Raw genomic sequence first — 25386 nt, 5'->3', positions numbered from 1 at the left:
ACCATGTACTATGAGCCGTAGTAGTTCGACGGTGGGCACGGTGCCGTCGGCAACGAATCGGCTGTTCCACGTCGATTCACCTACCTGCTCCGCGGTCTCACACCCCCTGGTGGTGGCGGTCACGGCGCTTGGTAGGGTCACAGCAACGCGGAGCGTACGCTCGGTGGCTCTCGGCTGCCAGTGGGTACGCCCGATCCCGTGTGTCGTCCTGTGTGCCGCACGGAGGGTTCCAACGAGAGGTGAGGAGAGGCTGATGACGACATCTGCCCCGGACTCCGCTCCCGTGTATTACCCGGCCGCCCCCACCGGCCTGGTGCGACCTGGGATCATCGCCGGTGCGTTCACGCTGATCGTGGCGGGCGTATCGATTTACGTGGGGCACTTCCTGTTTGCGATCTTCTTCGCGGTGGGTGTGGCGGCGGTTCTCGTCAACGCGAAGATGGTGACGATGGCCGTCTCGCGCGTGGCTGCCGAAGCGGACCCCCGTAAGAAACTGTTGGCCGTCAATTCCGCGCTGCGGCTCGGTGTGATCACCGTGCTGGCATTGGCCGCAGCCATTCTGGTCCGGCCCGAAGGGCTGGGCGTGATGTTCGGACTCGCCCTTGGCCAGGTTGTCCTGGTCCTCAACACGGTGATTCCGGTGATGAAAGGACTTCGTAAGCAGCTATGACCGCACCGTCTGATGCGCTGTACCTGGCTGAGGCCAAGATCGAGGTCGGCCACCACCAAGAGGTGGAATGGCTGGGCATGACCTGGAATCTCGACACGATCATCGCCTCGGCGATCGCCGCGCTGATCGTGATCGCGCTCGCATTCTTCGTCAAGGCCAGGATGACCTCGCGCCGGCCGAACACCGTGCAGCTGTACTTCGAGGTCATCACCGTGCAGATGCGCAGCCAGATCGAGAGTGCGATCGGTATGAAGATCGCCCCGTTCGTGCTGCCGCTCGCGGTCACCTTGTTCACCTACATCCTGATCGTCAACTGGTTCTCGGTGCTGCCGGTGCAGTACGGCGTCGACAGTGGCGCGACCCACGAGCTCATCAAGCCGGCCTCGGGCGACGCCAACTTCACCTACGCGCTCGCGATCTTCGTCTTCGTCTGGTACCACGCGGCCGGCATGCGCCGTCGCGGTCCGCTGCGCCACCTGGGCAAGCTGGTCAAGGGGCACGCAGCAGGTCTGGCACCGATCAACATCATCGAAGAGATCGCCAAGCCGCTCTCGCTGTCTCTCCGACTTTTCGGCAACCTGTTCGCCGGTGGCGTCATGGTCGCCCTGATCGCACTGTTCCCCGCATACATCCTGTGGGCACCGAACGCGATCTGGAAAGCCTTCGACATGTTCATCGGCCTCATCCAGGCCTTTATCTTCGCCCTGTTGACGATCCTGTACTTCAGCCAGGCGATGGAAGACGAGCACCACTAGAACCACCGGCCGACGCCTACCGATGGCGAGCGTCGGCCACTGCAGGACAACCGTAAGAACCACACCCCAATAGAAAGGTCGGCCCGGCCGACCGGACCCACAGACCTGGCAACCAAGAGTGCCAGTTCCACCCGAAAGGAAAGATCTCAATGGATCCGAATCTGGTTAGCATGGGCGCGTTGATCGGCGGCGGCCTCATCATGGGCGGCGGCGCGATCGGTGCGGGCATCGGCGACGGTATCGCCGGTTCGCAGCTCATCGCCGGCATCGCCCGGCAGCCGGAGGCCCAGGGACGTCTGTTCACCCCGTTCTTCATCACCGTGGGTCTGGTCGAGGCGGCCTACTTCATTAACCTGGCGTTCATGGCCCTGTTCGTGTTCGCCAACCCGGCTCAGACCTACGGCGCGTCCTGAGTCGAAGCGTCGTCCGTTCAGCTGCTCGTAGTTCGCAATCCCGATAGGGGACATCCAACATGATGAGTCTCGCCGCAGAAGAAGCCGGGGAGAAGACGTCCAACTTCCTCATCCCGAACGCCACTCTGATCGCGTGCCTGCTGATCTTCATCGTCGTCCTGGTCGTCATCCGTACCTTCGTCGTTCCTCCGATCCTCGAGGTGCTCGGCGAGCGTGACGCGCGGGTGGCCAAGACGGTCGAGGACAACAAGGCCGCGGCGGCGAGCTATGCGGACGCCGACCGGGAGTACGCGGCACGTCTGAAGGAAGCCCGTGGCGATGCCACCGGCATCCGTGACGAGGCCCGCGCACGCGGCAACGAGCATGTGTCGGCGGCCAAGCACAAGGCCACCGAAGAGGCCGATGCCGCACTCGCCAAGATCTCGGCGGATCTGAAGGTGGAGGCGGACAAGGCGGTCACAACCGCCAAGCAGGACGTGAGCCGGCTGTCGGAGGCACTGGCCGGCCGCGTTCTGGGAACCGACGTCGCCTCGGCCGGTGCCGGGGCCCAGCAGAGCGGGACGGTGAAGTAACCGTGGACATTTTCATCGGGCAGCTCGTCGGCTTCCTCGTCATCGTCGCGATCTTCGTCAAGTGGGTGTTGCCGCCGCTGCGCAAGGCGGTCCTCGCCCAGAAGGACGCGATCAGTCAGCAGATCGTCGAAAGCGACGAGGCCAAGAGCCGGGCCGAGGACGCGCGGGTCGCTCACGACCGCGCGGTCGAAAAGGCCGAGGCGGAGGCCAAGGAGCTCCACGCGGGTGCGCTCGACGACGCGAAGTCGATCGAAGAGGACCTCAAGGCCCTCGCCGACGCGGAGGTCCGGCGCATCAGCGAGCACGGCAAGTCACAGGCCGAACTGGCCCGGACCAGCCTTGTCCGCCAACTGCGGCTGGAACTTGGGCTCAACGCCGTCGATGGCGCAGGCGAGCTCGTCCGACGACATCTCTCGTCGGCCGACAACCAGTCGGCGGCCATCGACCGGGCCATCAGTGAGCTCGACGGCATGGCCGCCGGGCAGGCCGATTCCTCGGTACCGGCCAGCTCGGAACTGATCGGTCTGCACTCGCTGCACGCCACCAGCCGGGACGCGGCGCGCGCCGTCGGCGCCGAATTCGAGTCGGCGGCCAAGGATCTCGACGCGAAGGCGCTGACTTCGGCGTCGGAGGACATGGCCTCGGTCATCAAGTTCCTGCTCGACAACCCGGTCCTGCGCAAGAAGCTGACCGAGGACGAGGACAACGACGCAGGCAAGAAGCAGATGGTGCACACCCTGCTCGATGGCAAGGTCGCCCCGATCGTCGTGGAGACGGTGGCCTCGGCCGCCGCCAAGCGGTGGTCGCAGAGCCTCGACTTCGTGACCGCGCTGCGTCGGCAGAACGCGCTGATCGTGCTGACCGCCGCCGAGCGCGACGGGACCATCGAGCAGACCGAGGATGAGCTGTTCCGCATCGGCCGGATCCTCGATGCCAACCCCGAATTCGCTTCGCTGCTCGCAGATTTCCAGCGTCCGGCGGAAGGCCGCGTGGAGTTGCTGCGTTCGCTCATCGGCGATCAGGTCGGTCCGCACACCTGGTATCTGCTCTCGCACACCGTCGCGTTGCTGCACGGACAGCCGTCGGAGTCCGCGGTGGCGCATCTGGCCGAGTTGGCCGCCGCCCGTCGCGGAGAGATCGTCGCGCATGTGGTGTCCGCGGTCGAGTTGACCGACGAGCAGCGCACCCGCCTGGCACAGGTGCTGGGCAATATCTATCACCGCACGATCTCGGTCCAGACCGAGGTCGACGAGTCGATCATCGGCGGCCTTCGCATCGGCGTCGGCGACGAGGTGATCGAGGCCGACATCGCCACGAGACTGGCGAAGGCGACCGAGACGCTGCCGCGTTGATCGTGAGCCGGTCGGCTGGAACCACTCCGGTCGATCGGCGCCGACGCACCACCCACCACGAACCACTGCACGGACTGAGCAAGGAAGACGAGAACCCATGGCGGAGTTGACGATCTCAGCAGACGAGATTAAGGGAGCGATCGAGCAGTATGTCTCGTCGTTCGACGCCGAAGCCTCGCGCGACGAGGTCGGCATCATCACCGATACCGCAGACGGCATCGCCCACGTCAGCGGCCTGCCGAGCGCAATGGCCAATGAGCTGCTGCAGTTCCCCGGCGGTGTGCTCGGCGTGGCGCTGAACCTCGACGAGGACGAGATCGGCGCGGTCATCCTCGGTGACTACGAGACCCTGGAAGAGGGCGCACAGGTCAGCCGGACCGGCGAGGTGCTCTCGGTTCCGGTCGGTGACAAGTTCCTCGGTCGCGTCGTCGACCCGCTCGGCGCCCCGATCGACGGCCTTGGCGACATCGAGGCCGACGAGCAGCGTGTGCTCGAACTGCAGGCCGCCTCGGTCCTCGAGCGTCAGCCGGTCGAGGAGTCTCTGGCCACCGGCATCAAGGCCATCGACGCGATGACCGCCATCGGCCGCGGACAGCGTCAGCTCGTCATCGGTGACCGCAAGACCGGTAAGACCGCCGTCTGCGTCGACGCCATCCTGAACCAGAAGTCCAACTGGGAGTCGGGCGACGAGACCAAGCAGGTTCGGTGCATCTACGTCGCGATCGGTCAGAAGGGTTCGACCATCGCAGGCGTCAAGACGGCTCTCGAAGAAGCCGGCGCGATGGAGTACACCACCATCGTCGCCGCGCCCGCCTCGGATTCGGCGGGCTTCAAGTGGCTGGCGCCCTACACCGGTTCGGCCATCGGTCAGCACTGGATGTATCAGGGCAAGCACGTCCTGATCGTGTTCGATGACCTGACCAAGCAGGCCGAGGCCTACCGCGCGATCTCGCTGTTGCTGCGCCGCCCGCCGGGCCGCGAGGCCTACCCGGGTGACGTCTTCTACCTGCACTCGCGTCTGCTGGAGCGTTGCGCGAAGCTCTCCGACGCGCTCGGCGGTGGCTCGATGACCGGTCTGCCCATCATCGAGACCAAGGCCAACGACGTGTCGGCGTTCATCCCGACCAACGTCATCTCGATCACCGACGGCCAGGTCTTCCTCGAATCCGACCTGTTCAACAAGGGCGTCCGCCCGGCGATCAACGTCGGTACCTCGGTGTCGCGCGTCGGTGGTGCCGCGCAGACCAAGGGTCTGAAGAAGGTGTCCGGTTCGCTGCGTCTGGAACTGGCGCAGTTCCGTGAGCTCGAGGCGTTCTCGGCATTCGCCTCCGACCTCGACGACGCGTCGAAGGCTCAGCTCGAGCGTGGCGCCCGTTGGGTCGAGATGCTCAAGCAGGATCAGTACAGCCCCTACTCGGTCGAGGACGAGATCGTCTCGATCTACCTGTGCGGCGAGGGACACTACGATTCGGTGCCGGTCGACGACGTGCGCAACTTCGAGACGCAACTCCTCTCGCACCTGCATCACAACGCCAAGGGCGTCTACGACTCGATCGCCGGCGGCAAGGTGCTCTCCGACGACGAGGCCGAGGCGCTGGTCGCCGAGACCAACAAGTTCAAGAACAGCTACCTCACCCACGACGGCAAGCGCGTGGTCAACGAGGCCGAGGTGGCGGCGATGGACTCCGAGGACGTCGCTCAAGAAGAGATCAAGATTCGCAAGTGATCGACTCAACCAGCGCTGCCGATGCCTTCGTGGCACCGATGGCCGCCGAAGCCTGCGAGGCACACTGATGGCCCGGCAAGGCACACTGATGGCAAGGAAGGGGTGAGGGCTCGTGGCAAGCATCCGTGAGCTGCGCTCACGCATCCGGTCGGTTCAGTCGACCAAGAAGATCACCAAGGCCCAGGAGCTGATCGCGACCTCGCGCATCACCAAGGCCCAGGCTCGCGTCGCAGCTGCCAAGCCCTACGCGACGGAGATGACCAAGGTGCTCTCCGAACTCGCGAGCAGCGCCGGGTCGCTGGATCACCCGTTGTTGCAGGAACGCGAGAACCCCAAGCGGGCAGGCGTTCTGGTGATCACCAGTGACCGAGGCATGTGCGGTGGCTACAACGCCAACGTGCTGCGGGCCACCCGGGAACTCCTCGCGTTGCTCCGCGAGGAGGGCAAGGAGCCGGTGATCTTCGTGATGGGGCAGAAGGGCGTCGGATACTTCACCTTCCGGGGTGCCGACTACGCCCAGGCGTGGACCGGTTTCTCGCAGTCACCGGAGTATTCCGACGCGTCGGTCGCCAGCAAGTTCCTGGTGGACCTGTTCGTCGCCGGCAGCGGCGAAGAGGTCGAGATCCCCGACGGCGAGGGCACACTGGAGGGTGTTGACGAACTGCACCTGGTCTACACCCGGTTCGTCTCGATGCTGACGCAGGTTCCCGAGGTTCGACGGATGGCGCCGCTGGTCGTCACCGAGGACGACGAGGCCGATCAGAGCGACGGCGAGGCCGATAAGGTCGACACCGAGTCGCGCAACTACACCTTCGAACCGAGTGCGGAGTCCTTGCTGGAGGCGCTCCTCCCGCGTTATGTGGCCACTCGCGTCTATGCGGCGCTGCTGGACTCCTCGGCGTCGGAGTCAGCGGCGCGGCGGACCGCGATGAAGGCGGCCACCGACAACGCCGAGGAACTGTCGACCTCGCTCTCACGTGAGGCCAATCAGCTCCGTCAGGCCCAGATCACCCAGGAGATCAGCGAGATCGTCGGCGGCTCGAGCGCCCTGGCGAACTAGCCGAGACGAACCCCGCCGGACACAATCTTTCGACAAGAGGAAGTATCCAACCACCATGACCGCAGCAGTAGAAACCCCAGCCTCGCAGTCGTCGGGGTCGGCCGACGGCCGGATCGTCCGCATCATCGGCCCCGTGGTCGACGTCGAATTCCCGCGGGGATCGATCCCGGATCTGTTCAACGCCCTGCACGCAGAGGTGAAGCTCGAGTCGGTCGCCAAGACGCTGACCCTCGAGGTCGCGCAGCACCTCGGCGACAACCTCGTTCGCACCATCTCGATGCAGCCGACCGACGGTCTGGTGCGCGGTGCCACCGTCACCGACACCGGCTACCCGATCCGCGTCCCCGTCGGCGACGTCGTCAAGGGACACGTGTTCAACGCCCTCGGTGACTGCCTCGACACCCCGGGACTCGGTCGCGACGGCGAGCAGTGGGGCATCCACCGCAAGCCGCCGGCCTTCGACGAGCTCGAGGGCAAGACCGAGATCCTCGAGACCGGCATCAAGGTCATCGACCTGCTGACCCCGTACGTCAAGGGCGGCAAGATCGGTCTGTTCGGTGGCGCCGGCGTGGGCAAGACCGTGCTCATCCAGGAGATGATCACCCGTATTGCCCGAGAGTTCTCCGGCACCTCGGTGTTTGCCGGTGTCGGCGAGCGCACCCGTGAGGGCACCGACCTCCACCTCGAGATGGAGGAGATGGGCGTTCTCCAGGACACCGCCTTGGTGTTCGGTCAGATGGACGAGCCGCCGGGCACGCGTATGCGCGTGGCACTGTCGGCGCTGACGATGGCGGAGTACTTCCGTGACGTCAAGCACCAGGACGTGCTGCTGTTCATCGACAACATCTTCCGTTTCACCCAGGCCGGTTCCGAGGTGTCCACGCTGCTCGGCCGTATGCCGTCCGCCGTGGGTTACCAGCCCACACTCGCCGATGAGATGGGCGAGCTGCAGGAGCGGATCACCTCGACGAAGGGTCGCTCGATCACCTCGCTGCAGGCGATCTACGTTCCCGCCGACGACTACACCGACCCGGCGCCGGCCACCACCTTCGCGCACCTCGATGCGACCACCGAGCTCTCGCGTCCGATCTCGCAGCTGGGTATCTACCCGGCCGTGGACCCGCTGACGTCGACCTCGCGCATCCTGGAGGCATCGATCGTCGGTGACGAGCACTTCCGCGTCGCCAACGAGGTCAAGCGCATCCTGCAGAAGTACAAGGAACTGCAGGACATCATCGCCATCCTCGGTATGGACGAGCTCTCCGAAGAGGACAAGGTGACCGTGCAGCGCGCACGTCGCATCCAGAAGTTCCTCGGCCAGAACTTCCTGGTTGCCGAGAAGTTCACCGGCCAGAAGGGTTCGGTCGTTCCGCTCGCCGACACCATCGAGGCCTTCGACCGGGTCTGCAAGGGCGAGTTCGATCACTACCCCGAGCAGGCGTTCAACAGCTGCGGTGGACTCGACGACGTGGAGGCTGCTGCCGAGAAGATCGCCGGAAAGTAGCGGATCGACATGGCAGACAAAGCGTTCCACGTCGAGGTGGTCTCGGCCGACGCCGAACTGTACTCCGGTGAGGCGACCTTCGTGATCGCCCGCACGACCGTGGGTGAACTCGGTGTGATGGCCAACCACGAGCCGCTGCTGGGCCAATTGGTGCCCGGCGGATACGTGGTCATCGTCGAGGAGAGCGGCGAGCGTAAGGCGGCCGCGATCGAGGGTGGATTCCTGTCGATTACGGGCCAGGCGGTGACAATCCTCGCCGAGTCGGCCGAGTGGGCCGATGACGTCGATGTCGCAGCCGAACGCTCGGCACTCGAGGCCGCCGAACCCGGCTCCGACGAGTACAACCACGCGCAGGCTCGTCTGTCCGCGGCCGAACAACTGGCCTCCTAGACCGCCGAGCACGTCAACAGTGATGACACGACCGGCCACCCCAGTGCGGGTGGCCGGTCGTGTGCTGTTTCGGGGTGGCATCCTGGAGGAGACCAACGCACGACCACAGCCACGTCACGACCTGACGGGTCCGATGCGTCGCGGGCGGCAACGAGGAGGTGCACCAGGGTGTCCGAACTCGTGATCACACTGAGCGTCCTGCTCCTCGTCGCCTTGTGTGTCTGTGGTCTGCTCGCCTATCGGGTGGCCCAGCTGCGTCGCGGCGGTACACCGGTGCTGCTCCGCACCCTGCCGGCCGATGTCGACGAGGGCTGGCGGCACGGCACGGTCCACTACAGCGACGAAGCCCTGCGGTATTTCCGGCTGAGTTCTCTGCGTCCGGGCCCGTCACATACGCTGCCCCGGAGTTCGATCGAAATCGCCGGGCGCCGACGCGCCGTCGGAAGCGAACGTGACATCCTCGAGGGCTTGATCATCCTGCATGTGCACCAATCCGTCGGTACTGGTGTCGGCAAGGACTATGAAATCGCCTTTGACGCCGGTGGGGTCACCGCATTCCAGTCGTGGCTGGAGTCCCGACGTTCGGCTCGCGCCGAACGCCGCAGCGCCTGAGAGCTTCCGCGATCACGCGGTGGTCAGTCCGACGCCGTCTCATCCGGCCGGTGACGTTGACCGCCCGGCACCCAGGTGACGTCGCCGTCACCGTGCGGCGGCCGGTTGGCCACGCGCGAGAGGATGAAGAGCAGATCCGAGAGCCGATTGAGATAGCGCGCGGGGAGCACCGAGGTGGCCTCCGGATCGGCGTCGACCGCCGCCCACGCCGATCGCTCGGCCCGGCGGGTGACGGTTCGGGCCTGGTGCAGCAGAGCCGACAGGGGACTGCCGCCGGGCAGGATGAAGGAGTCCAGCGACGGCAGGGGCTCGCCGAACGCGTCACACCAGCGCTCGACTGCGTCGATGTAGTCCTGCTCAACCCGCAGCGGCGGGTACTTCGGATCCTCGACCACTGGAGTGGACAGGTCGGCGCCGGCGTCGAACAGGTCGTTCTGAACCGTCCGCAAGACCGTCGCGATGTCGTCGGGAACAGATCCGCCCAGCGACAGCGCCGCTCCGATCGCCGCATTGGCCTCATCGCAGTCGGCGTAGGCGACCACTCGCGGGTCGGTCTTGGATACGCGCGAGAAGTCGCTGAGCCCGGTGGTCCCGTCGTCGCCGGTACGCGTGTAGATGCGGGTGAGATGAACGGCCATAAGTCCCGAATCTAGCGCCTCACCGGGGTGACGGTGACGGGCGGATAAGCTGTCTGACGTGACTGATCGCTATCTGGTGACCGGGGGAGCCCGGCTGCAGGGTGAGGTCTCGGTGGGCGGTGCCAAGAACAGCGTCCTGAAGTTGATGGCCGCCGCGCTGCTCGCCGAGGGCACGACCACATTGACCAATTCGCCGGAGATCGCCGATGTACCGCTGATGGCCGACGTGCTGCGTGGGTTGGGCGCGACGGTGTCCATCGACGGCGACACCGTCATGATCGATGCACCCGCCGAGCCGAAGTACCACGCCGACTTCGACGCGGTGAAACAGTTCCGCGCCTCGGTATGTGTGCTCGGACCGCTGATGGCGCGTTGCCACCGAGCGGTCGTCGCACTTCCTGGTGGGGATGCGATCGGGTCGCGACCGCTCGATATGCATCAGGCCGGGCTGCGGGCTCTCGGCGCACACAGTGCGATCGAGCACGGTTGTGTGGTTGCCGAGGCAGACGCGCTGGTGGGTGCGCCCGTGGCCCTGGAATTCCCGTCGGTCGGGGCCACCGAGAACATCCTGATGGCCGCAGTGCTCGCCGACGGGCAGACCACGATCGACAACGCCGCCCGCGAGCCGGAGATCGTCGACTTGTGTGTGATGCTCTCGCAGATGGGTGCTCGCATCGAAGGTGCCGGTACCTCGACGCTGACGGTGACCGGCGTCGATCGTCTCCATCCCACCGAACACCGGGTGATCGGCGATCGGATCGTCGGCGCCACCTGGGGGATCGCCGCCGCGATGACCGGCGGTGACGTGACGGTTCGCGGGGTCGCGCCCGCGCATCTACAGCTTGTCCTCAACAAACTGGTCGACACCGGTGCACGGGTGGACACCATGCCGGACGGGTTCCGGGTACGTCACGAGGGCAGGCCGACCGCGGTCAACGTGTCCACCCTCCCGTTTCCCGGGTTCCCGACGGACCTGCAGCCCATGGCGATCGGACTCGCGGCGGTCGCCGACGGCATGTCGGTGATCACCGAGAACGTATTCGAGGCACGCTTCCGTTTTGTCGAGGAGATGGTGCGCCTGGGGGCCGATGCCCGCACCGACGGACATCACGCCGTCGTGCGAGGTATCGAGCGTCTCTCGAGCGCCCCGGTGTGGTGTTCGGATATCCGAGCGGGCGCCGGATTGGTCCTGGCCGGCCTCGTCGCCGACGGGGTCACCGAGGTGCACGACATCGAACACATCGACCGCGGATACCCGAACTTCGAGGAAAACCTCACCCGGCTCGGTGGCGGCATCGAGCGGGTCCGGGGATGAGCGCGGATCCGGCCGGTGAGGTCGACATCGCCGCGTGGGCGAGTCGTTTCGATCTGTTGTCCGATCCGCATCGCCTCGAGATCCTGTTGGTGCTGCACCGTACGCCCGGCATCATCGTCGGTGATCTCGCCGCCGAGGTGGGACGGACCGAGACCGCGGTGTCGCAGGCCCTGCGCGTGCTGCGGCACCAGGGGTGGGTGACCTCCACCCGACAGGGCCGTTCGGTCAGCTACCGACTCGAGGACGAGACTGTTCATCAACTCCTGCACTGGATCGGGGCCGGCCACCACGAGTCGTGAGCCGTGCCGATCCGAATCGACATGGCGCCGTCGAATTGTGGTCAGGACCACACCTGACCGGTCGGACAGTCTGAGCACCTCAACATCTGAATAAGTAGACAGATGTGATGTCCGCTTTTAGTGTTTCCCGTATCGCGCCGCCCGGGCGTGTACCTCCAGGGATCTCGAAGGGCACTGCTCATGTCCACCACCCCAGTCGCCATGCATATGAGCGACGGCATCATCAACGCACCGACCTCGCTGCTGTTCGGCGTCATCGCCGTGGTCGGCCTGGCCTTCTGTGCCTGGCGTGCGCGCCGCGACCTCGACGAGAAGACCGTGCCGATGGCCGGCCTCGTCGCCGCTTTCATCTTCGCCGTCCAGATGATCAATTTCCCCGTCCTCCCCGGTGTGAGCGGGCATCTGCTCGGAGGTGCTCTCGCCGCAATCCTGGTGGGGCCCTATACCGGCGCGTTGTGTATCGCGATCGTGCTGATCGTGCAGTGCCTGCTGTTCGCCGACGGCGGCATCACCGCCCTCGGAGCCAACCTCACCAACATGGCTCTCCTCTCGACGTTCGTCGGCTACGGCGTCGCGGTGGCCGCGACGCGGCTACTGCGTGTCGGTCGCCGAGGACACTCGGATCACCCGCTCGCCGGCCTGGGTGTGGTGGCCTTCGTCTCAGCACTCTGTGGGACCGTGTGCGCGGCAAGCGGATTCGTCGTCGAATATGCGATCGGTGGAGCGGCGGCGACGTCGATGACCGCGGTCGCGAGCTACATGTGGGGCACGCACCTGTTGATCGGCGTCGGTGAGGGGCTGATCACCGCGGCGACCGTGGTGGCGGTAGCCCGGGCCCGACCCGACCTCGTCTATCTGTTGCGCCGCACCGACTCTCCCGCCACGCTGATCGGAGCACCGGCATGACCGCGACCGGAACCACCGACGATCACGGCGACCGCTCGCCCCGGGTGCATCGCAGGACTTTCCTCATCGCGTTCGGTGTGGTGGCCTTGCTCATCGCAGGCCTGGTGTCCTATCTGGCCAGTTCGTCACCGGACGGTCTGGACTCGACCACCCTGCGCGGGTGCGAGACGATCGAGGTCGACGGTGCCGAGCAACTCACCGGAGACTGCATCGCGCAGCATGCGACAGACCATGCCATGGCGTCATCGCCGCTGGCCGACTACAGCTTTCGTGGAATCGGCTACACCAACGGGATCGCCGGGGTGATCGGCGTGGCGATCACCCTCGTGATCGCCGCGGGCCTGTTCTGGATCATCGGCGGCGCTCGACGTGCCCGTACCGGTGTCGCCCGGTCGGGGACCGGATCGGGAGACTGAGTCGATGGGAGCCGGACACGCGCACCCGCTCTACCGCGCCGGCGACTCCGCGGTTCACCGTGCGCCCGCCGAGGTGAAGATCGTCTGTCTGGTCGTCTTCGTGTTCGCAGTGGTGGCCACTCCGCGTGAGATGTTCTGGCCCTACGCGGGTTTCGCGGCGGTTGTGGCCGCGGTGTGGGTCGTCGCCCGGATCTCACCGGCGTGGATCGCTCCGCGCATGCTGATCGAGGTGCCGTTCGTCATCCTCGCGGTGCTCCTGCCCTTCGCCGAAGGGGGTGAGCGCGTCGCCGTCGCCGGGCTCTCGTTGTCGGTGCCCGGGCTGTATGCCGGGTGGGGGATCGTCATCAAGGGCTCGCTCGGCGTGGCGGCGTCGCTGACCTTTGCTGCCACCACGCCGGCGCGGGAGCTGCCGGTGGCGCTGAGCCGCCTCGGTGTGCCCGCGTCGATCACCCCGATCTTCGTGATGATGCTGCGCTACGTCGATCTGCTGTCCGCCGAGATCCGACGCATGCAGATCGCGCGCGTCGCCCGCGGGGACTCACCGCGAGCGATCCACCAGATCGGTGCGATCGCCAAAGGTGTTGGCGCGCTGTTTCTCCGCTCGTACGAGCGCGGCGAGCGCGTCCATCTGGCGATGATGTCGAGGGGTTTCACCGGGACGATCCCGGAGATGCCCGGGGTGGTGGGCACGGCCCGTGCGAGCGCCGGCCAGTGGTTGGTGATCGTGACACCCGCGCTGGCCGCGACCGCTATCGCCGCGGCCGCCTGGGTGTTGCGATGACCCCCGCCATCGAGATCGCCGGACTGCGCTACGCCTACCCCGACGGGCACCTCGCCATCGACCATCTCGATCTCGTCGTCGAACCGGGCGAGCGGATCGCGCTGCTCGGCCCCAACGGGGCGGGCAAGACGACACTCATGCTGCAGCTCAACGGAGTTCTGCTGCCGAGCGCGGGGGAGGTGAGCATCCACGGGTCCCGCGTGGCCAAGGACACCCTGCGTGAGGTCCGACGCCGCGTGGGACTGGTCTTCCAGGATCCCGACGACCAGTTGTTCATGCCCACCCTTGCCGAGGACGTGGCATTCGGACCGGCCAACTTCGGGGTGCGCGGTGACGAACTCGCCGCCCGCGTCCAGGAGGCACTGGCGGCGGTCTCGATGACCGAGCATGCGGGGCGAAGCCCGCACCACCTGTCCGGCGGACAGCGCCGACGCGGCGCACTCGCCAGCGTATTGGCATGTCGCCCAGACATTCTGGTTCTCGACGAGCCGTCGGCGAACCTCGACCCGCAGGCACGGCGCGAGCTCGCCGACACCCTGCTCACGCTGCACACGACGATGCTCGTGGTCACCCACGACCTGCTGTATGCGGCGCAGTTGTGTGACCGCGCGGTGGTGCTCGACGCCGGGCGGGTGGTCGCCGACGGCGACGTCGACGACATCCTGTCGGATACGGAATTGCTTGCCGCGCATCGCCTCGAGATGCCCTGGGGTTTCGACATCGATGCGGTGCGCCGGGCACGTGCCGCTCAGTCCTCCGCGTGAGCCGACGCGCGCCGGTCAGGGTGACTGACCCTGCGGTCAGCATCACCCTGACCACTCGGGCAGGGGACGCACTGCCCTTCGGTTGGCACTCGGTGCAATAGGGACGGTTTGGCCTCACAACACTTCTGACACACGGTGTGACGCGCGTAACGTCGCCGGTGCTCAAGTCGGCGTCACGCGGTGTGCGTCGGATGAAGGAGGACAGGTCAGATGCAGGTAGACGAACTACTCAAACCGTTTCCCATCAAGGAGTTTCACCCGTTCCCGCGCGCGATGATGGGCCCGGGCGCGCACGAGATGATCGGCCCCGAGGCCCTCAAACTCGGGTTCAAGAAGACCCTCGTGATGACCACCGGTCTGCGGGGTAGCGACACCGTCCACAAGATCGTGGAGTCGTGCAAGTACCACGGCCTCGAGGTCGTCGTGTACGACCAGGTCGAGTCCAACCCCAAGGACTACAACGTCATGGACGCCGTGTCGTTGTACAACTCGGAGAAGTGCGACTCGTTCATCTCCATCGGCGGCGGTTCGGCGCACGACGCCTGCAAGGGTGCGCGCATCTCGGTCGCGCACGACGGCCGCAACGTCAACGAGTTCGAGGGCTTCAACAAGAGCGAGAACCCCAAGAACCCGCCGCACATCGCGGTGTCGACGACCGCGGGTACCGGGTCGGAGACCTCGTGGGCCTACGTGATCACCGACACCACAACCGATCCCGACAAGCCGCACAAGTACGTCGCCTTCGACGACGCGGCGGTGACCACCCTGGCGATCGACGACCCGGTGCTCTACTACGACTGCCCGGTCGCCTTCACCGCGCAGTGTGGGTTCGACGTGCTCGCCCACGCCTCGGAACCGTATGTGTCGCGCCTGAACTTCCCGCCGTCGATGGGCAACGCCCTGCACGCGGTCCGGATGACGGCCCGTCACCTGCGTGAGGCCACCTGGAACCCGACCGAACTCGCCGGCCGCGAGGGCATGATGTACGCGCAGTACATCGCCGCGCAGGCATTCAACTCCGGTGGTCTCGGCATCATCCACTCGATCAGCCACGCGGTCTCGGCGTTCTTCGACACCCACCACGGACTCAACAACGCCATTGCGCTGCCGCGTGTGTGGGCCTTCAACATGCCGGTCATGTACGACCGCTTCGCCGACATGGCCGACGCGATGGGCGTCGACACCCACGGCATGACCAAGGTCCAGGCCGCCGACGCCGCGCTCGAAGCGGCGATCCGGTTGCTGCGCGACGTGGGCATCGTGGAGAAGTTCGCCGACGTCAAGCAGAACACCTACCCGAAGAACCGTCTCGGTGAGGGCCCGACGAAGTACTACGAGAACCGCAAGGAGATCACCACCGACGCGGCCACCATCGACGCGCTGACCAATCACGTGCTCGGTGACGCGTGCACCCCGGGCAATCCCAAGGAGTGCACCTTCGAGACCGTTCGCCCGGTCGTCGAGCACTGCGTCAACGGCGATTTGGATGAACTGCTCCCGTAAGAGCGGTGCGTCGCCGATGAAGACCGATGTGGGGATGTGTCTGCCCCGAATAGCGTGTCCCCACATCACTACACGCCGGTGGTCACCCGAACGCCCCCAATTCGGGTGACCACCGGCGTGGCCACCGGCCGCCGGCCCACATCCACCAGACCTCAGGAGAGATCGATGCCCACCTCCACCGTCACCACTGACGACACCGTCGCCCCGCATGTCGAAGATGCTGCGAGCCAACCCGATTCGGGTGACGGCTTCCGTGATGTCGACGACGTGGTCGCCCGGTTCGCCGAGGCGGGTTACCTGGCCGATCAACGTCTGGCGACCACCGTCTTCCTGCAGAGCCGGCTCGGCAAACCGGTCCTTCTCGAAGGTCCGGCAGGAGTGGGCAAGACGCAGCTCGCCAAGACCCTGGCGGAGGTGACCGGCCGAGATCTGTTGCGGCTGCAGTGTTATGAGGGTCAGGACGAGACCACCGCGCTCTACGAGTGGGACTACGGCAAGCAGTTGCTCTACACCCAGGTGTTGCGGGAGAAGATCTCTGCGGTGGTCGCCGACGCCGACTCGCTGTCGGAAGCGGTCGACCGCATCGGCGCCGAGGAGAGCGTGTTCTTCTCCGAGCGCTTCCTCGCCCCCCGGCCGCTGCTCGAGGCGGTGCGCAGCGAACGCCCGGTCGTCCTGCTGATCGATGAGGTCGATCGCGCCGATGAGGCGCTCGAGGCGGTGCTGCTCGAACTCCTCGCCGAATACCAGGTGTCGGTACCCGAGATCGGTACCTTCGTCGCCAAGCATCAGCCGATGATCGTGTTGACCTCCAACAACACTCGTGACCTGTCGGCGGCACTGAAACGTCGGTGTCTGCACCTGTCGCTCGATTACCCGGACGCCACCCGGGAATTGGAGATCATCAAGTCCAAGAACACCGGCCTGGCCGAGACACTGGCGGCCAAACTCGTGGAGATCGTGCGCGGGCTGCGTGAACTCGACCTGCGCAAGGCGCCGAGTATCTCCGAGGCGATCGACTGGGCGCGTACGCTCGCGGTGCTCGGCGCCGACGAACTCTCCGCCGACATCCTCGGGCAGACCGCCAACGTCGTCGTCAAGTACGACCGTGACCTCACCCGCGCGCTCGACGCCCTGCCCCGGCTGGTGGACCCGAACGCGCAGGTGCCCGATCATCTGCACACCCACGGACACTCCCACGATCACGGCCATTCCCATTCGCACGACGGGCATTCCCACACCCACGACGACGCCCACGAGGGCGAGCACACACACGACGACCCGCACGGTGGTCGCGCCAAACGTGCCGAGAAGGACAAGCCCGGCCGCCACGGTGACGACTATTACGGTTCGCCCGGGGCCAAGAGCGATGCCGGGACCCGGGCGGTGAGTGCCACGCAGGGCAGTCGCTCCTTCGGCGACACCGGCCGTTCCCGCTCGGGTTCGGGTACCCGCCGCAAGCGTCCGTTCTAGGGAGCGGCGTCATGGAAGGAGCGGTCCACCGGTTCGTCCGGCTGCTGCGCTTGCACGGCGTGCGCATCGGCGTCTCGGAGGCGATGGACGCGATGGCGGCCGTCGGCACCGCCGAGATCCTCGCCGATCGTGAACTCATGCGTTCGGCGCTGCAGGCGTGTCTGATCAAGGATCGACGCGACGAGCAGACCTTCGACGAGGTCTTCGACAAGTACTTCTCGTTGCGTCCGGTGCTCGACACTGATGACGGACACGGACATTCGCACAGTCACGACGATCTCTCCGACACCGGTGAGCTCGCCGAGTACACCCTGTCCGACGAGGTGAGCAACACCCCGCAGCAAGGTCACAGTCATGGCCCGCCGTCGAACATCCGGGACTTCTTCGACCCCGAGGACCTCGCCGAGCAGTACAACCTGCATCAGGAGGCCAACAAACTCGACATGGCGTCGTTGACCGACGAGATCGTGCTGTCGGCGGATTCGGTGCCCAACTCCGAGCAGGCCGCTCGCGTGCAGCTGACGGTGTCACGCCTGCACAACCCGGGCCGCCCGGGGGAACTCGTCACCGGCAATCCGACCCAGCTCGACGCCGAGTTGTCGGTGGCGCAGGAGATGGCGCTGCTCGACTGGCTCGACGACGCCGGGGGACTGTCCGGTCCGCAGCCCGACCGCGAGGAGATTGCCCGATTGCGCAGCGCGCTGGCGGGATTGCTCGACGGTTTGCCCGAGAAGCTGCGTGATCACCTCGAGGCGCTCATGGCGACCGACCATGAGATCGAGGACCGTGAGGTGAAGGCGTCGGTGCGCGATGCCATTCACGAGCACGAGCGGGCCAGCCTGGAGGAGTCGATCCGCAGGCTCATCCGATCGCTGCACGGCGCGCCGCGCGCCCGACGCAAACTCGCCGCCCGCGGCACGGTCGACGCGGCCCGCACGATGCGCGCGAATCTGCGATTCGACGGGGTGCCGTTCCGGCCCATCACCGTTGCCAAGGTCGAGGACCGCCCGTCGCTGCTGATCCTCGCCGATGTGTCGTTGTCGGTGCGCAGCGCGGCCCGCTTCACCCTGCAACTCGTGCACGGACTGCAGAGTATGGTGGCCCACGTCCGGTCGTTCGCCTTCGTCTCCGACCTCGTCGAGATCACCGATCTCTTCGCCGAGCACCCTCCCGAGGAGGCGCTGTCACTGGTCGTCTCGGGCCTGCCGGCCGGCGGTGTCCTCGACACCGACGCCGACTCCGATTACGGCAATGCACTGCAGTGTTTCCTCGACGAGTTCGGTGGTGCGATCACCCGGCGCACCACCGTCATCGTGCTCGGCGACGGTCGCAACAACGGCCGCGACCCGAACCTCGATGCGTTGGAGGAGATCAGCCGCCGGGCCAGGGAGACCATCTGGATCACACCCGAACCCAGCTACTCGTGGGGTCTCGGGTCGTGCGACCTGCCGGCCTACGCCACACTGTGCGACCGCGTGCACGTCGTCCACGACCTCGAGGCGCTCGAGCAGGTCTCGGTCAGCGCATACGGCGCGTGAACCGTCGGTGGCCGCGTAGGATTTCGGCAACGACTGGTGGGTGCGACGAGGTGGGTGAACGGGATGCACGCCGATATCGGTGAGGCCCGACCCGAGGTGGATTCGGAGCGGCCACGACTCGCAGCGCGGGCGACGCGGATCCCGGTGGTCAAGTTCCACACTCCCGAGGTCATCGTCGGTCCCGGCGCTCTGGATGAGATCCCCACGGCCGCTGCAGGTCTGGGGATGCGGCGGCTGATGATCGTCTCGGACCGCAATCTGGTGGCCACCCCCTGGTATCCGCGCCTGGCGCAACGTCTGCGGGCGGCCGACCTCAAGGTGGCGTCCTTCACCGACGTCTCACCGAATCCCCGGGCGCCGGAGATCGCGTCGGGCTTCGACCATTACGAGCAGACACGCTCGGACGGAATCGTGGCGCTCGGCGGTGGCTCGGTGATCGACGCCGCCAAGGGAGTGGCCATCCTGGCGGCCAACGGAGGTCACATCCTGTCCTACGAGGGCATCGACCGCGCCCGCAGCCCGCTACCGCCGCTGATCGCAGCCCCGACCACGGCGGGCAGCGGCTCGGACGTGTCGCAGTTCTGCATCGTCAACGACGTGGACCGGATGACGAAGGTGACGATCATCGGGCGCGGATTGGTCCCGAATGTGTCGGTGATCGATCCCCACGCGCTGGCCACGCTGCCGCCCGAGGTGGCTGCGCAGTCGGGGATGGACGCGATCACGCACTGCATCGAGGCCTACGCGTCGCTGGCGCACACCAGACTCACCGACCGCTCGGCGTTGTCGGCCATCGGGACCGCATGGCGATCGATCGAGCGCTTCGTCGACTGTCCCGGTGACCCCGACGCCGGACTCGACATGGCCTACGCCGCCCTCGAGGCCGGGATGGCGTTCACCAACGCCATCCTCGGCGCCACCCACGCGATGAGCCATCCGGTCGGCGGGTTGTGCGACGCCGCGCACGGAGCGATCAATTCGGTTCTGCTCCCGCACGTCATCCGGTTCAACGCCGAGACCGACCCGACCCCCTTCGTCGATCTGGCCCTGGCCGTCGGCATCCCGACGGCGTCGTCGGCGTTCGTGACCGCCGAGCGATTCGCCGACGCGGTGTGCGAACTCTCGCGACGGATCGGGATGCCGGCTCGACTTTCTCAGCTGGGAGTCAGCGCCGCACACATCAACGCCTTGACCGCCAACGCGCTCGTCGATGCCTGTATGCGGACCAATCCGCGCCAGCCGACCCCGGCCGACGTCGCGCGTCTCTATCGCGAGGCGTTATGAGTGTCTCCTCGAGGTTCGGCGACCGCGATCTGACGCCCGGCGTGGAGGAGGTCGTCGGGTCGGACTTCGATTCGCTGATCGGTTTGCACTCGGTGAAGGGCTCGCACTACGCGCAGTTCCGCGGGGTCGAAGAGCGTCTCGGTCGTGTGGTCGGTGCACTCGACCGCATCTCGCGGGCCCTCGTGCAGACCGCGGAAGGACCGGAGACTCTCGTGCTCTCGGTGGTGCGCGCGGTGGCCGAACACCTCGAGGCCGACTGGGTGGTCTTCGCCCTCTGCGACGGCGAGCTCGACCGCACGGGGCCGCGTCACCTGATGATGGACGGCGACGGCACCATCTATGCCTTCGAGGGCGTGCAGGTAGCGCGCACGCCGAGTCACCTGCCCGACGAGGTGCTCAACCGTCTCAACGACATCCTGCGCAACCAGCTCGGTGAGCTCGTCCGTCCGGTTGTCGCCGATCACCATCTGCATGTGCCGGTCCACCTCGACGGCCGGGTGGTCGGCGGGCTGTCGGCGTGGACGCCCCCGCGCCACGTGGTCGACTCCGCCGACCTGGTGGTGATGCGCATCCTCGCGCGACAGGCCGTGGTGGCGCTGCTCAATGCGGCACTGCTCGAGGAGAGTCGCCATCAGCTCGCCCGCGCCGAGGACGCCTATGCCAAGGCCCGTGAGCAGGCCACCGACCTGGCGGTGCAGAACGTGGAATTGCAACGCACACAACGGGAGTTGTCGGCGGTGATGCGACAACGGCTGGTCACCGAGGAGCGCGAACGCATCGCCCGGGAACTGCATGACTCGGTGACGCAGTCGGTGCTGTCGGCGGGTGTGCAGATCGAGGTGTGCCGGATGGAGTGCGACCCGGAGACCGCCGAGCGCCTCGAGGTCGCGGGGACGCTGACCCGCAACGCGGTCGAGCAACTGCGCTCGGTGATCTATGCCCTGAACCAGTCGCCGTCGGTGGAGGGGTTGAGCCTGGGGGAGGTTCTCGACGAACTGTGCTCGATGCACATGCCGGCTGATCTGGAGACCGAGGTGCGGGTGGTCGGCCGGCCCCGTGACCTGCCCGACGACGTGCAACACGCCATTCTGCGCATCGCCGGTGAGGCGCTGTTCAACACCGCGGTGCATGCCGAGGCGACGCTGGCGCGGGTGGTGCTCACCTACGGGGATCACGACGTGAGCCTGACCGTCGACGACAACGGCGTCGGCGACCCGGGACACATGCGTCGCGTGCTGCGTGCGGCGACACTGGGCGATCTGGCCGGGCGACATCGGGGCCTGGCGAACATGTCGGCTCGGGCACGTGAACTCGGTGGTGAGTTCCGGATCCGCCGATCCCGGATGGGCGGCGTGCGGGTCGGGGTGGAGATCCCGGCCGGCACCGTCACCGAATCGACGTCGTTGCGGCGCGCCACCACCGAATCGGTCCGGCGTACCGCCGGGACACGATCGCCACTGCATCAGGAGGTCAGCAGATGAACAACCCCGACATCGCGACGACGGCGGTGCGCACCATCCTGGTCGACGACCACGCACTCCTGCGTGCGGGCATTCGCTCGCTCCTCGAACGGGAGGAAACGATTTCGGTTGTGGGCGAGGCGGATTCGTTCGACCAGGCACTGGCCGAGGTCGAGCGGTCGCGGCCGGATGTGGTCGTCGTCGATCTGAAGTTGACGGCGGGCACCGAATACGAGGGATTACGGCTGATCACCGAGATCGCCGCCCGGCATCCCGAGGTGGCCAGTCTGGTGTTGACGACATTCCTCGACGACGATCTCGTGGTGCGCGCGGTGAAGGCGGGAGCACGTGGCTACGTGGTCAAGGACGTCGACACCACCGAGTTGGTCCGGGCCATCCAGTCCGTCTCCGGCGGCGGCAGCGCGTTCGATCCGCGCAGCGCGGCGATCGTGTTGCGCACGGTGTCCGGCGATGGTGGCGGATCGGAAACCCTGACCGAACGTGAGCGCGAGGTGTTGCGGCTTCTCGCCGACGGGATGAGCAACAAGCGCATCGGTACGACGCTGTTCATCTCCGAGTCGACGGTGAAGTTCCACATCCGCAACATCATTCGCAAGCTCGGCGTCAGCAAACGGACCGACGCGGTGTACATCGCCAGTAAGCGCGGGCTGATCTGACGAGGCTCAGCGACGTGGGGTGAGCACCAGCCAACCACCGTGATCGGTGAGGAACTCGGCGCCGGCGTGGTCGGCTGCGTCCGCCCAGGCGTGCAGGTTGTCGGGCCCCAACCGAACGAGATGGCCGAAGTGTTCGCTCGGACGATCCTCATACGGGATCGCGATCACCACGCGCCGACGCGCCACCCGAAGTGCCTCGTTGATGGCCGCGCGCGCCTGCTCCGCGGGGAGATGCTCGAGCAGGTGGATCAACGTGACGGTGTCGACCGAGGAGTCGCGAAAATCGAGGCCGGTGGCGTCGTCAACGGTTGCCAGCACAGCGGTGTCCCGCCTACGTGCGGCCCGGGTCAGCAGGTCGACCGCACCGACGGAAATGTCACATGCGGCGACAGTGAGACCGTCCTCGGCGCACTGCAGGGCGAAGAAGCCGAAGCAGCAGCCCACTTCGAGCACGCTCGAACCGCTGATCAGGGAACGCGCCCGCCGGTGGACAGGCGCGAACGACGCCGTCCCGTCGCGTAGCGCGCGCAGCGAGTTGTCGTAGAAGCCGGCCCACGCGTCGTCGGCGTGATCGCTGCACGACCGGATCAGACCGACCGCGGCCTCCTCGAACTCCCACTGGCCGCACAACGTGCCGGCATCGATCAGGCCTTCGAGCGCGAGAATCATTGCGTCATCCGAGATCTCGGCGGCGGTGAAGGTGTGGACGAGGTCGACGCGAGCTCCATCCCGGTCGGTGGACCAGGCAACCCGTCCGGCGAGGGGCAGATCCGCCGGCAGTGCATCGACGTGTCGCACCGTGATCCGACGGGCGGTCGGCAGCCCGGCACTCATCGTCGTGACGCTCATGATCACAACGCTATGACCTGGAGTTTTGCCGCGAAACTGCCCGAACGGGTGCATCTGCTGACCGAACGGAGAGGCGATCACAGCCCCCGCATGGCCCAGATCACAATGCTCGCGAGCGGGCCGCACGGCCGGATACGCGAGCTCCGACAGCGGCAGCGAGGCCGCTGACCAGGGCGGATGCACGGTCGGCCCGGAGCTCACCTGGCGATTTGATTCGTGGCACCCGGGTGCGTAACTTATTCGAAGTCAGCGCGCCGCGGCGCCGCCCCGGAGGGCTCCGAGAGGAGTTCGGTAGGGGAGAGGAAACCGGGTAGACGTTGACCGCCCCCGAGAAATCGTTGCCGGCACTGTCATGTGTCGCGATGAGGATGCGGGATCGTCGGGTGCCGATCTGACTGCCAACCGAGGAGGTTGCGGACGGAACAAGCACCTGGTACTCTGGAACAGTTGCTCCGGAAGGGGTTAACATTTCAGAAACAGAACAAGCTCATCGGAGTTCGCCCTTGTGTGGGGTGGTGTTGGTGGGTGTGTGTTCTTTGAGAACTCGATAGTGTATTGGTGGATTGTTTGATGCCATTTGTTTTGTGGCATTAGAGTTTGTGCATCGCGCCTCGTTGTGGGGTGTGGTGTGGATTTTTTTTGCCAGTTTTTTGGATTGTTTTTGTCAGGTTTTGCTTTCCTGGTTTGTGTTGAAACTGTTTGGTTTCGATGTTTTTTCATGGAGAGTTTGATCCTGGCTCAGGACGAACGCTGGCGGCGTGCTTAACACATGCAAGTCGAACGGAAAGGCCCTGCTTGCAGGGTGCTCGAGTGGCGAACGGGTGAGTAACACGTGGGTGATCTGCCCCTGACTTTGGGATAAGCCTGGGAAACTGGGTCTAATACCGGATATGACCATGGGATGCATGTTCTGTGGTGGAAAGCTTTTGCGGTTGGGGATGGGCCCGCGGCCTATCAGCTTGTTGGTGGGGTAATGGCCTACCAAGGCGACGACGGGTAGCCGACCTGAGAGGGTGATCGGCCACACTGGGACTGAGACACGGCCCAGACTCCTACGGGAGGCAGCAGTGGGGAATATTGCACAATGGGCGCAAGCCTGATGCAGCGACGCCGCGTGAGGGATGACGGCCTTCGGGTTGTAAACCTCTTTCAGCAGGGACGAAGCTTTCGGGTGACGGTACCTGCAGAAGAAGCACCGGCCAACTACGTGCCAGCAGCCGCGGTAATACGTAGGGTGCGAGCGTTGTCCGGAATTACTGGGCGTAAAGAGCTCGTAGGCGGTTTGTCGCGTCGTCTGTGAAATTCTGCAGCTTAACTGCAGGCGTGCAGGCGATACGGGCAGACTTGAGTACTACAGGGGAGACTGGAATTCCTGGTGTAGCGGTGAAATGCGCAGATATCAGGAGGAACACCGGTGGCGAAGGCGGGTCTCTGGGTAGTAACTGACGCTGAGGAGCGAAAGCGTGGGTAGCGAACAGGATTAGATACCCTGGTAGTCCACGCCGTAAACGGTGGGTACTAGGTGTGGGTTCCATTTCACGGGATCCGTGCCGTAGCTAACGCATTAAGTACCCCGCCTGGGGAGTACAGCCGCAAGGCTAAAACTCAAAGGAATTGACGGGGGCCCGCACAAGCGGCGGAGCATGTGGATTAATTCGATGCAACGCGAAGAACCTTACCTGGGTTTGACATACACCAGACGCCAGCAGAGATGTTGGTTCCCTTGTGGTTGGTGTACAGGTGGTGCATGGCTGTCGTCAGCTCGTGTCGTGAGATGTTGGGTTAAGTCCCGCAACGAGCGCAACCCTTGTCCTGTATTGCCAGCGGGTTATGCCGGGGACTTGCAGGAGACTGCCGGGGTCAACTCGGAGGAAGGTGGGGATGACGTCAAGTCATCATGCCCCTTATGTCCAGGGCTTCACACATGCTACAATGGCCGGTACAGAGGGCTGCGATACCGTGAGGTGGAGCGAATCCCTTAAAGCCGGTCTCAGTTCGGATCGGGGTCTGCAACTCGACCCCGTGAAGTCGGAGTCGCTAGTAATCGCAGATCAGCAACGCTGCGGTGAATACGTTCCCGGGCCTTGTACACACCGCCCGTCACGTCATGAAAGTCGGTAACACCCGAAGCCGGTGGCCTAACCCCTTGTGGGAGGGAGCTGTCGAAGGTGGGATCGGCGATTGGGACGAAGTCGTAACAAGGTAGCCGTACCGGAAGGTGCGGCTGGATCACCTCCTTTCTAAGGAGCATGCAACATTCCCAGGCCGGCGGCGTCTGTCCGTTGGGTGGGTGTGTGTTCATAGGGTGAAACATCAAACACGCCATGTGGCTGATCGTATGTGCGGTTGGTTGCGGGTGATCGTGCTGGGTGACTGGTGCGGTGCTGCTAATACACTGTCGGGGTTCTGAGGGAACACACTGGTTGTGTTGT

General features: G+C 65.6%; 24 protein-coding genes and 1 rRNA gene. 23 read left to right on the top strand and 2 right to left on the bottom strand.

The genetic code is table 11. From position 1 onward, the window contains the following. Positions 1-253 precede the first annotated feature (253 nt). The 10 genes from QNM97_RS14540 to QNM97_RS14495 all read left to right on the top strand — a co-directional run bounded on the left by QNM97_RS14540 (position 254) and on the right by QNM97_RS14495 (position 9054). Positions 254-670 carry a hypothetical protein gene (locus tag QNM97_RS14540; protein ID WP_208795790.1) on the top strand — a complete coding sequence of 139 codons (417 nt, stop codon included), beginning with the start codon at positions 254-256 and terminating at the stop codon, positions 668-670. Further along, positions 667-1425 carry a F0F1 ATP synthase subunit A gene (atpB, locus tag QNM97_RS14535; protein ID WP_208795791.1) on the top strand — a complete coding sequence of 253 codons (759 nt, stop codon included), beginning with the start codon at positions 667-669 and terminating at the stop codon, positions 1423-1425. Before QNM97_RS14540 ends, atpB begins: the two co-directional genes overlap by 4 nt. A 149-nt stretch (positions 1426-1574) precedes the next feature. Beyond that, complete coding sequence (locus QNM97_RS14530) at positions 1575-1838, top strand: F0F1 ATP synthase subunit C (RefSeq protein WP_006368525.1); 264 nt, start codon at positions 1575-1577, stop codon at positions 1836-1838. A 59-nt stretch (positions 1839-1897) separates the two neighbouring features. Continuing rightward, positions 1898-2410 (top strand): F0F1 ATP synthase subunit B, encoded by a 513-nt coding sequence (locus QNM97_RS14525; protein WP_502874897.1) that lies wholly within the window; start codon positions 1898-1900, stop codon positions 2408-2410. A 2-nt stretch (positions 2411-2412) separates the two neighbouring features. Then, on the top strand, positions 2413-3762 hold the full coding sequence (locus QNM97_RS14520) for a F0F1 ATP synthase subunit B/delta (RefSeq protein ID WP_283819132.1): 1350 nt from the start codon (positions 2413-2415) through the stop codon (positions 3760-3762). A 97-nt stretch (positions 3763-3859) separates the two neighbouring features. Beyond that, complete coding sequence (atpA, locus tag QNM97_RS14515) at positions 3860-5488, top strand: F0F1 ATP synthase subunit alpha (protein WP_208795793.1); 1629 nt, start codon at positions 3860-3862, stop codon at positions 5486-5488. A 112-nt stretch (positions 5489-5600) separates the two neighbouring features. Beyond that, a complete protein-coding gene (locus QNM97_RS14510; protein ID WP_208795794.1) occupies positions 5601-6548 on the top strand; it encodes a F0F1 ATP synthase subunit gamma in 948 nt (315 codons plus the stop codon). 55 nt (positions 6549-6603) lie between these two features. After that, positions 6604-8052 carry a F0F1 ATP synthase subunit beta gene (gene atpD / locus QNM97_RS14505; RefSeq protein WP_208795795.1) on the top strand — a complete coding sequence of 483 codons (1449 nt, stop codon included), beginning with the start codon at positions 6604-6606 and terminating at the stop codon, positions 8050-8052. A 9-nt stretch (positions 8053-8061) separates the two neighbouring features. After that, complete coding sequence (locus tag QNM97_RS14500) at positions 8062-8442, top strand: F0F1 ATP synthase subunit epsilon (RefSeq protein WP_208795796.1); 381 nt, start codon at positions 8062-8064, stop codon at positions 8440-8442. 168 nt (positions 8443-8610) lie between these two features. Then, the gene (locus tag QNM97_RS14495) at positions 8611-9054 is read left to right on the top strand and encodes a DUF2550 domain-containing protein (protein ID WP_208795797.1); all 444 of its coding nucleotides are present in this window, start codon (positions 8611-8613) and stop codon (positions 9052-9054) included. 23 nt (positions 9055-9077) lie between these two features. Here QNM97_RS14495 and QNM97_RS14490 read toward each other — a convergent pair whose 3' ends face one another. Then, positions 9078-9692 carry a cob(I)yrinic acid a,c-diamide adenosyltransferase gene (locus QNM97_RS14490; RefSeq protein ID WP_283819131.1) on the bottom strand — a complete coding sequence of 205 codons (615 nt, stop codon included), beginning with the start codon at positions 9690-9692 and terminating at the stop codon, positions 9078-9080. Positions 9693-9750: 58 nt separating this feature from the next. On the opposite strand from QNM97_RS14490, the gene murA reads away from it, so the two are divergent. From murA to QNM97_RS14430, 12 genes are all read left to right on the top strand, one after another. Next, positions 9751-11007 (top strand): UDP-N-acetylglucosamine 1-carboxyvinyltransferase, encoded by a 1257-nt coding sequence (gene murA, locus QNM97_RS14485; RefSeq protein WP_283819130.1) that lies wholly within the window; start codon positions 9751-9753, stop codon positions 11005-11007. Then, positions 11004-11306, top strand: coding sequence for an ArsR/SmtB family transcription factor (locus tag QNM97_RS14480; RefSeq protein WP_208795800.1), 303 nt, complete (start codon positions 11004-11006; stop codon positions 11304-11306). Before murA ends, QNM97_RS14480 begins: the two co-directional genes overlap by 4 nt. A 180-nt stretch (positions 11307-11486) precedes the next feature. Then, positions 11487-12212: an energy-coupling factor ABC transporter permease gene (locus QNM97_RS14475; protein ID WP_283819129.1), complete on the top strand. Its 726-nt coding sequence runs from the start codon at positions 11487-11489 to the stop codon at positions 12210-12212. After that, a complete protein-coding gene (locus tag QNM97_RS14470; protein WP_283819128.1) occupies positions 12209-12628 on the top strand; it encodes a PDGLE domain-containing protein in 420 nt (139 codons plus the stop codon). Before QNM97_RS14475 ends, QNM97_RS14470 begins: the two co-directional genes overlap by 4 nt. Before the next feature lie 4 nt (positions 12629-12632). Further along, positions 12633-13409: a cobalt ECF transporter T component CbiQ gene (gene cbiQ, locus QNM97_RS14465; RefSeq protein ID WP_283819127.1), complete on the top strand. Its 777-nt coding sequence runs from the start codon at positions 12633-12635 to the stop codon at positions 13407-13409. Continuing rightward, positions 13406-14173 (top strand): energy-coupling factor ABC transporter ATP-binding protein, encoded by a 768-nt coding sequence (locus QNM97_RS14460; protein ID WP_283819126.1) that lies wholly within the window; start codon positions 13406-13408, stop codon positions 14171-14173. The genes cbiQ and QNM97_RS14460 overlap by 4 nt, the downstream gene beginning before the upstream one ends. Before the next feature lie 210 nt (positions 14174-14383). Next, the gene (gene mdo / locus QNM97_RS14455; RefSeq protein WP_208795805.1) at positions 14384-15676 is read left to right on the top strand and encodes an NDMA-dependent methanol dehydrogenase; all 1293 of its coding nucleotides are present in this window, start codon (positions 14384-14386) and stop codon (positions 15674-15676) included. A gap of 165 nt (positions 15677-15841) precedes the next feature. Then, positions 15842-17146, top strand: coding sequence for an AAA family ATPase (locus tag QNM97_RS14450; protein ID WP_208795806.1), 1305 nt, complete (start codon positions 15842-15844; stop codon positions 17144-17146). An 11-nt stretch (positions 17147-17157) separates the two neighbouring features. Further along, a complete protein-coding gene (locus QNM97_RS14445; protein WP_283819125.1) occupies positions 17158-18684 on the top strand; it encodes a VWA domain-containing protein in 1527 nt (508 codons plus the stop codon). Between the two features lie 63 nt (positions 18685-18747). Then, a complete protein-coding gene (locus QNM97_RS14440; protein ID WP_283819124.1) occupies positions 18748-19968 on the top strand; it encodes an iron-containing alcohol dehydrogenase in 1221 nt (406 codons plus the stop codon). After that, positions 19965-21449 (top strand): MadS family sensor histidine kinase, encoded by a 1485-nt coding sequence (locus QNM97_RS14435; protein ID WP_283819123.1) that lies wholly within the window; start codon positions 19965-19967, stop codon positions 21447-21449. Before QNM97_RS14440 ends, QNM97_RS14435 begins: the two co-directional genes overlap by 4 nt. Then, complete coding sequence (locus tag QNM97_RS14430) at positions 21446-22105, top strand: MadR family response regulator transcription factor (RefSeq protein ID WP_283819122.1); 660 nt, start codon at positions 21446-21448, stop codon at positions 22103-22105. The genes QNM97_RS14435 and QNM97_RS14430 overlap by 4 nt, the downstream gene beginning before the upstream one ends. Positions 22106-22111: 6 nt before the next feature. On the opposite strand, the gene mftM is transcribed toward QNM97_RS14430, so the two are convergent. Beyond that, positions 22112-22960: a mycofactocin oligosaccharide methyltransferase MftM gene (mftM, locus tag QNM97_RS14425; RefSeq protein ID WP_283819121.1), complete on the bottom strand. Its 849-nt coding sequence runs from the start codon at positions 22958-22960 to the stop codon at positions 22112-22114. Between the two features lie 709 nt (positions 22961-23669). Between mftM and QNM97_RS14420 the strand changes: the two genes are divergently transcribed. Continuing rightward, positions 23670-25194, top strand: a 16S ribosomal RNA gene (locus tag QNM97_RS14420). The last annotated feature ends 192 nt before the right edge of the window (positions 25195-25386 follow it).

It is taken from the genome of Gordonia sp. L191, from assembly GCF_030077625.1.
Lineage (GTDB): Bacteria > Actinomycetota > Actinomycetes > Mycobacteriales > Mycobacteriaceae > Gordonia > Gordonia polyisoprenivorans_A.
Note: the sequence above shows the minus strand (reverse complement) of the source record. Positions and strands in the feature narration are given on the sequence as shown.

Coding starts and splice junctions, on each gene's coding strand:
- QNM97_RS14540 (WP_208795790.1), top strand. CDS start 254: ATGACGACATCTGCCCCGGACTCCGCTCCCGTGTATTACCCGGCCGCC.
- atpB (WP_208795791.1), top strand. CDS start 667: ATGACCGCACCGTCTGATGCGCTGTACCTGGCTGAGGCCAAGATCGAG.
- QNM97_RS14530 (WP_006368525.1), top strand. CDS start 1,575: ATGGATCCGAATCTGGTTAGCATGGGCGCGTTGATCGGCGGCGGCCTC.
- QNM97_RS14525 (WP_502874897.1), top strand. CDS start 1,898: ATGATGAGTCTCGCCGCAGAAGAAGCCGGGGAGAAGACGTCCAACTTC.
- atpA (WP_208795793.1), top strand. CDS start 3,860: ATGGCGGAGTTGACGATCTCAGCAGACGAGATTAAGGGAGCGATCGAG.
- atpD (WP_208795795.1), top strand. CDS start 6,604: ATGACCGCAGCAGTAGAAACCCCAGCCTCGCAGTCGTCGGGGTCGGCC.
- QNM97_RS14500 (WP_208795796.1), top strand. CDS start 8,062: ATGGCAGACAAAGCGTTCCACGTCGAGGTGGTCTCGGCCGACGCCGAA.
- QNM97_RS14490 (WP_283819131.1), bottom strand. CDS start 9,692: ATGGCCGTTCATCTCACCCGCATCTACACGCGTACCGGCGACGACGGG.
- QNM97_RS14480 (WP_208795800.1), top strand. CDS start 11,004: ATGAGCGCGGATCCGGCCGGTGAGGTCGACATCGCCGCGTGGGCGAGT.
- QNM97_RS14475 (WP_283819129.1), top strand. CDS start 11,487: ATGTCCACCACCCCAGTCGCCATGCATATGAGCGACGGCATCATCAAC.
- QNM97_RS14470 (WP_283819128.1), top strand. CDS start 12,209: ATGACCGCGACCGGAACCACCGACGATCACGGCGACCGCTCGCCCCGG.
- cbiQ (WP_283819127.1), top strand. CDS start 12,633: ATGGGAGCCGGACACGCGCACCCGCTCTACCGCGCCGGCGACTCCGCG.
- QNM97_RS14460 (WP_283819126.1), top strand. CDS start 13,406: ATGACCCCCGCCATCGAGATCGCCGGACTGCGCTACGCCTACCCCGAC.
- mdo (WP_208795805.1), top strand. CDS start 14,384: ATGCAGGTAGACGAACTACTCAAACCGTTTCCCATCAAGGAGTTTCAC.
- QNM97_RS14450 (WP_208795806.1), top strand. CDS start 15,842: ATGCCCACCTCCACCGTCACCACTGACGACACCGTCGCCCCGCATGTC.
- QNM97_RS14445 (WP_283819125.1), top strand. CDS start 17,158: ATGGAAGGAGCGGTCCACCGGTTCGTCCGGCTGCTGCGCTTGCACGGC.
- QNM97_RS14440 (WP_283819124.1), top strand. CDS start 18,748: ATGCACGCCGATATCGGTGAGGCCCGACCCGAGGTGGATTCGGAGCGG.
- QNM97_RS14435 (WP_283819123.1), top strand. CDS start 19,965: ATGAGTGTCTCCTCGAGGTTCGGCGACCGCGATCTGACGCCCGGCGTG.
- QNM97_RS14430 (WP_283819122.1), top strand. CDS start 21,446: ATGAACAACCCCGACATCGCGACGACGGCGGTGCGCACCATCCTGGTC.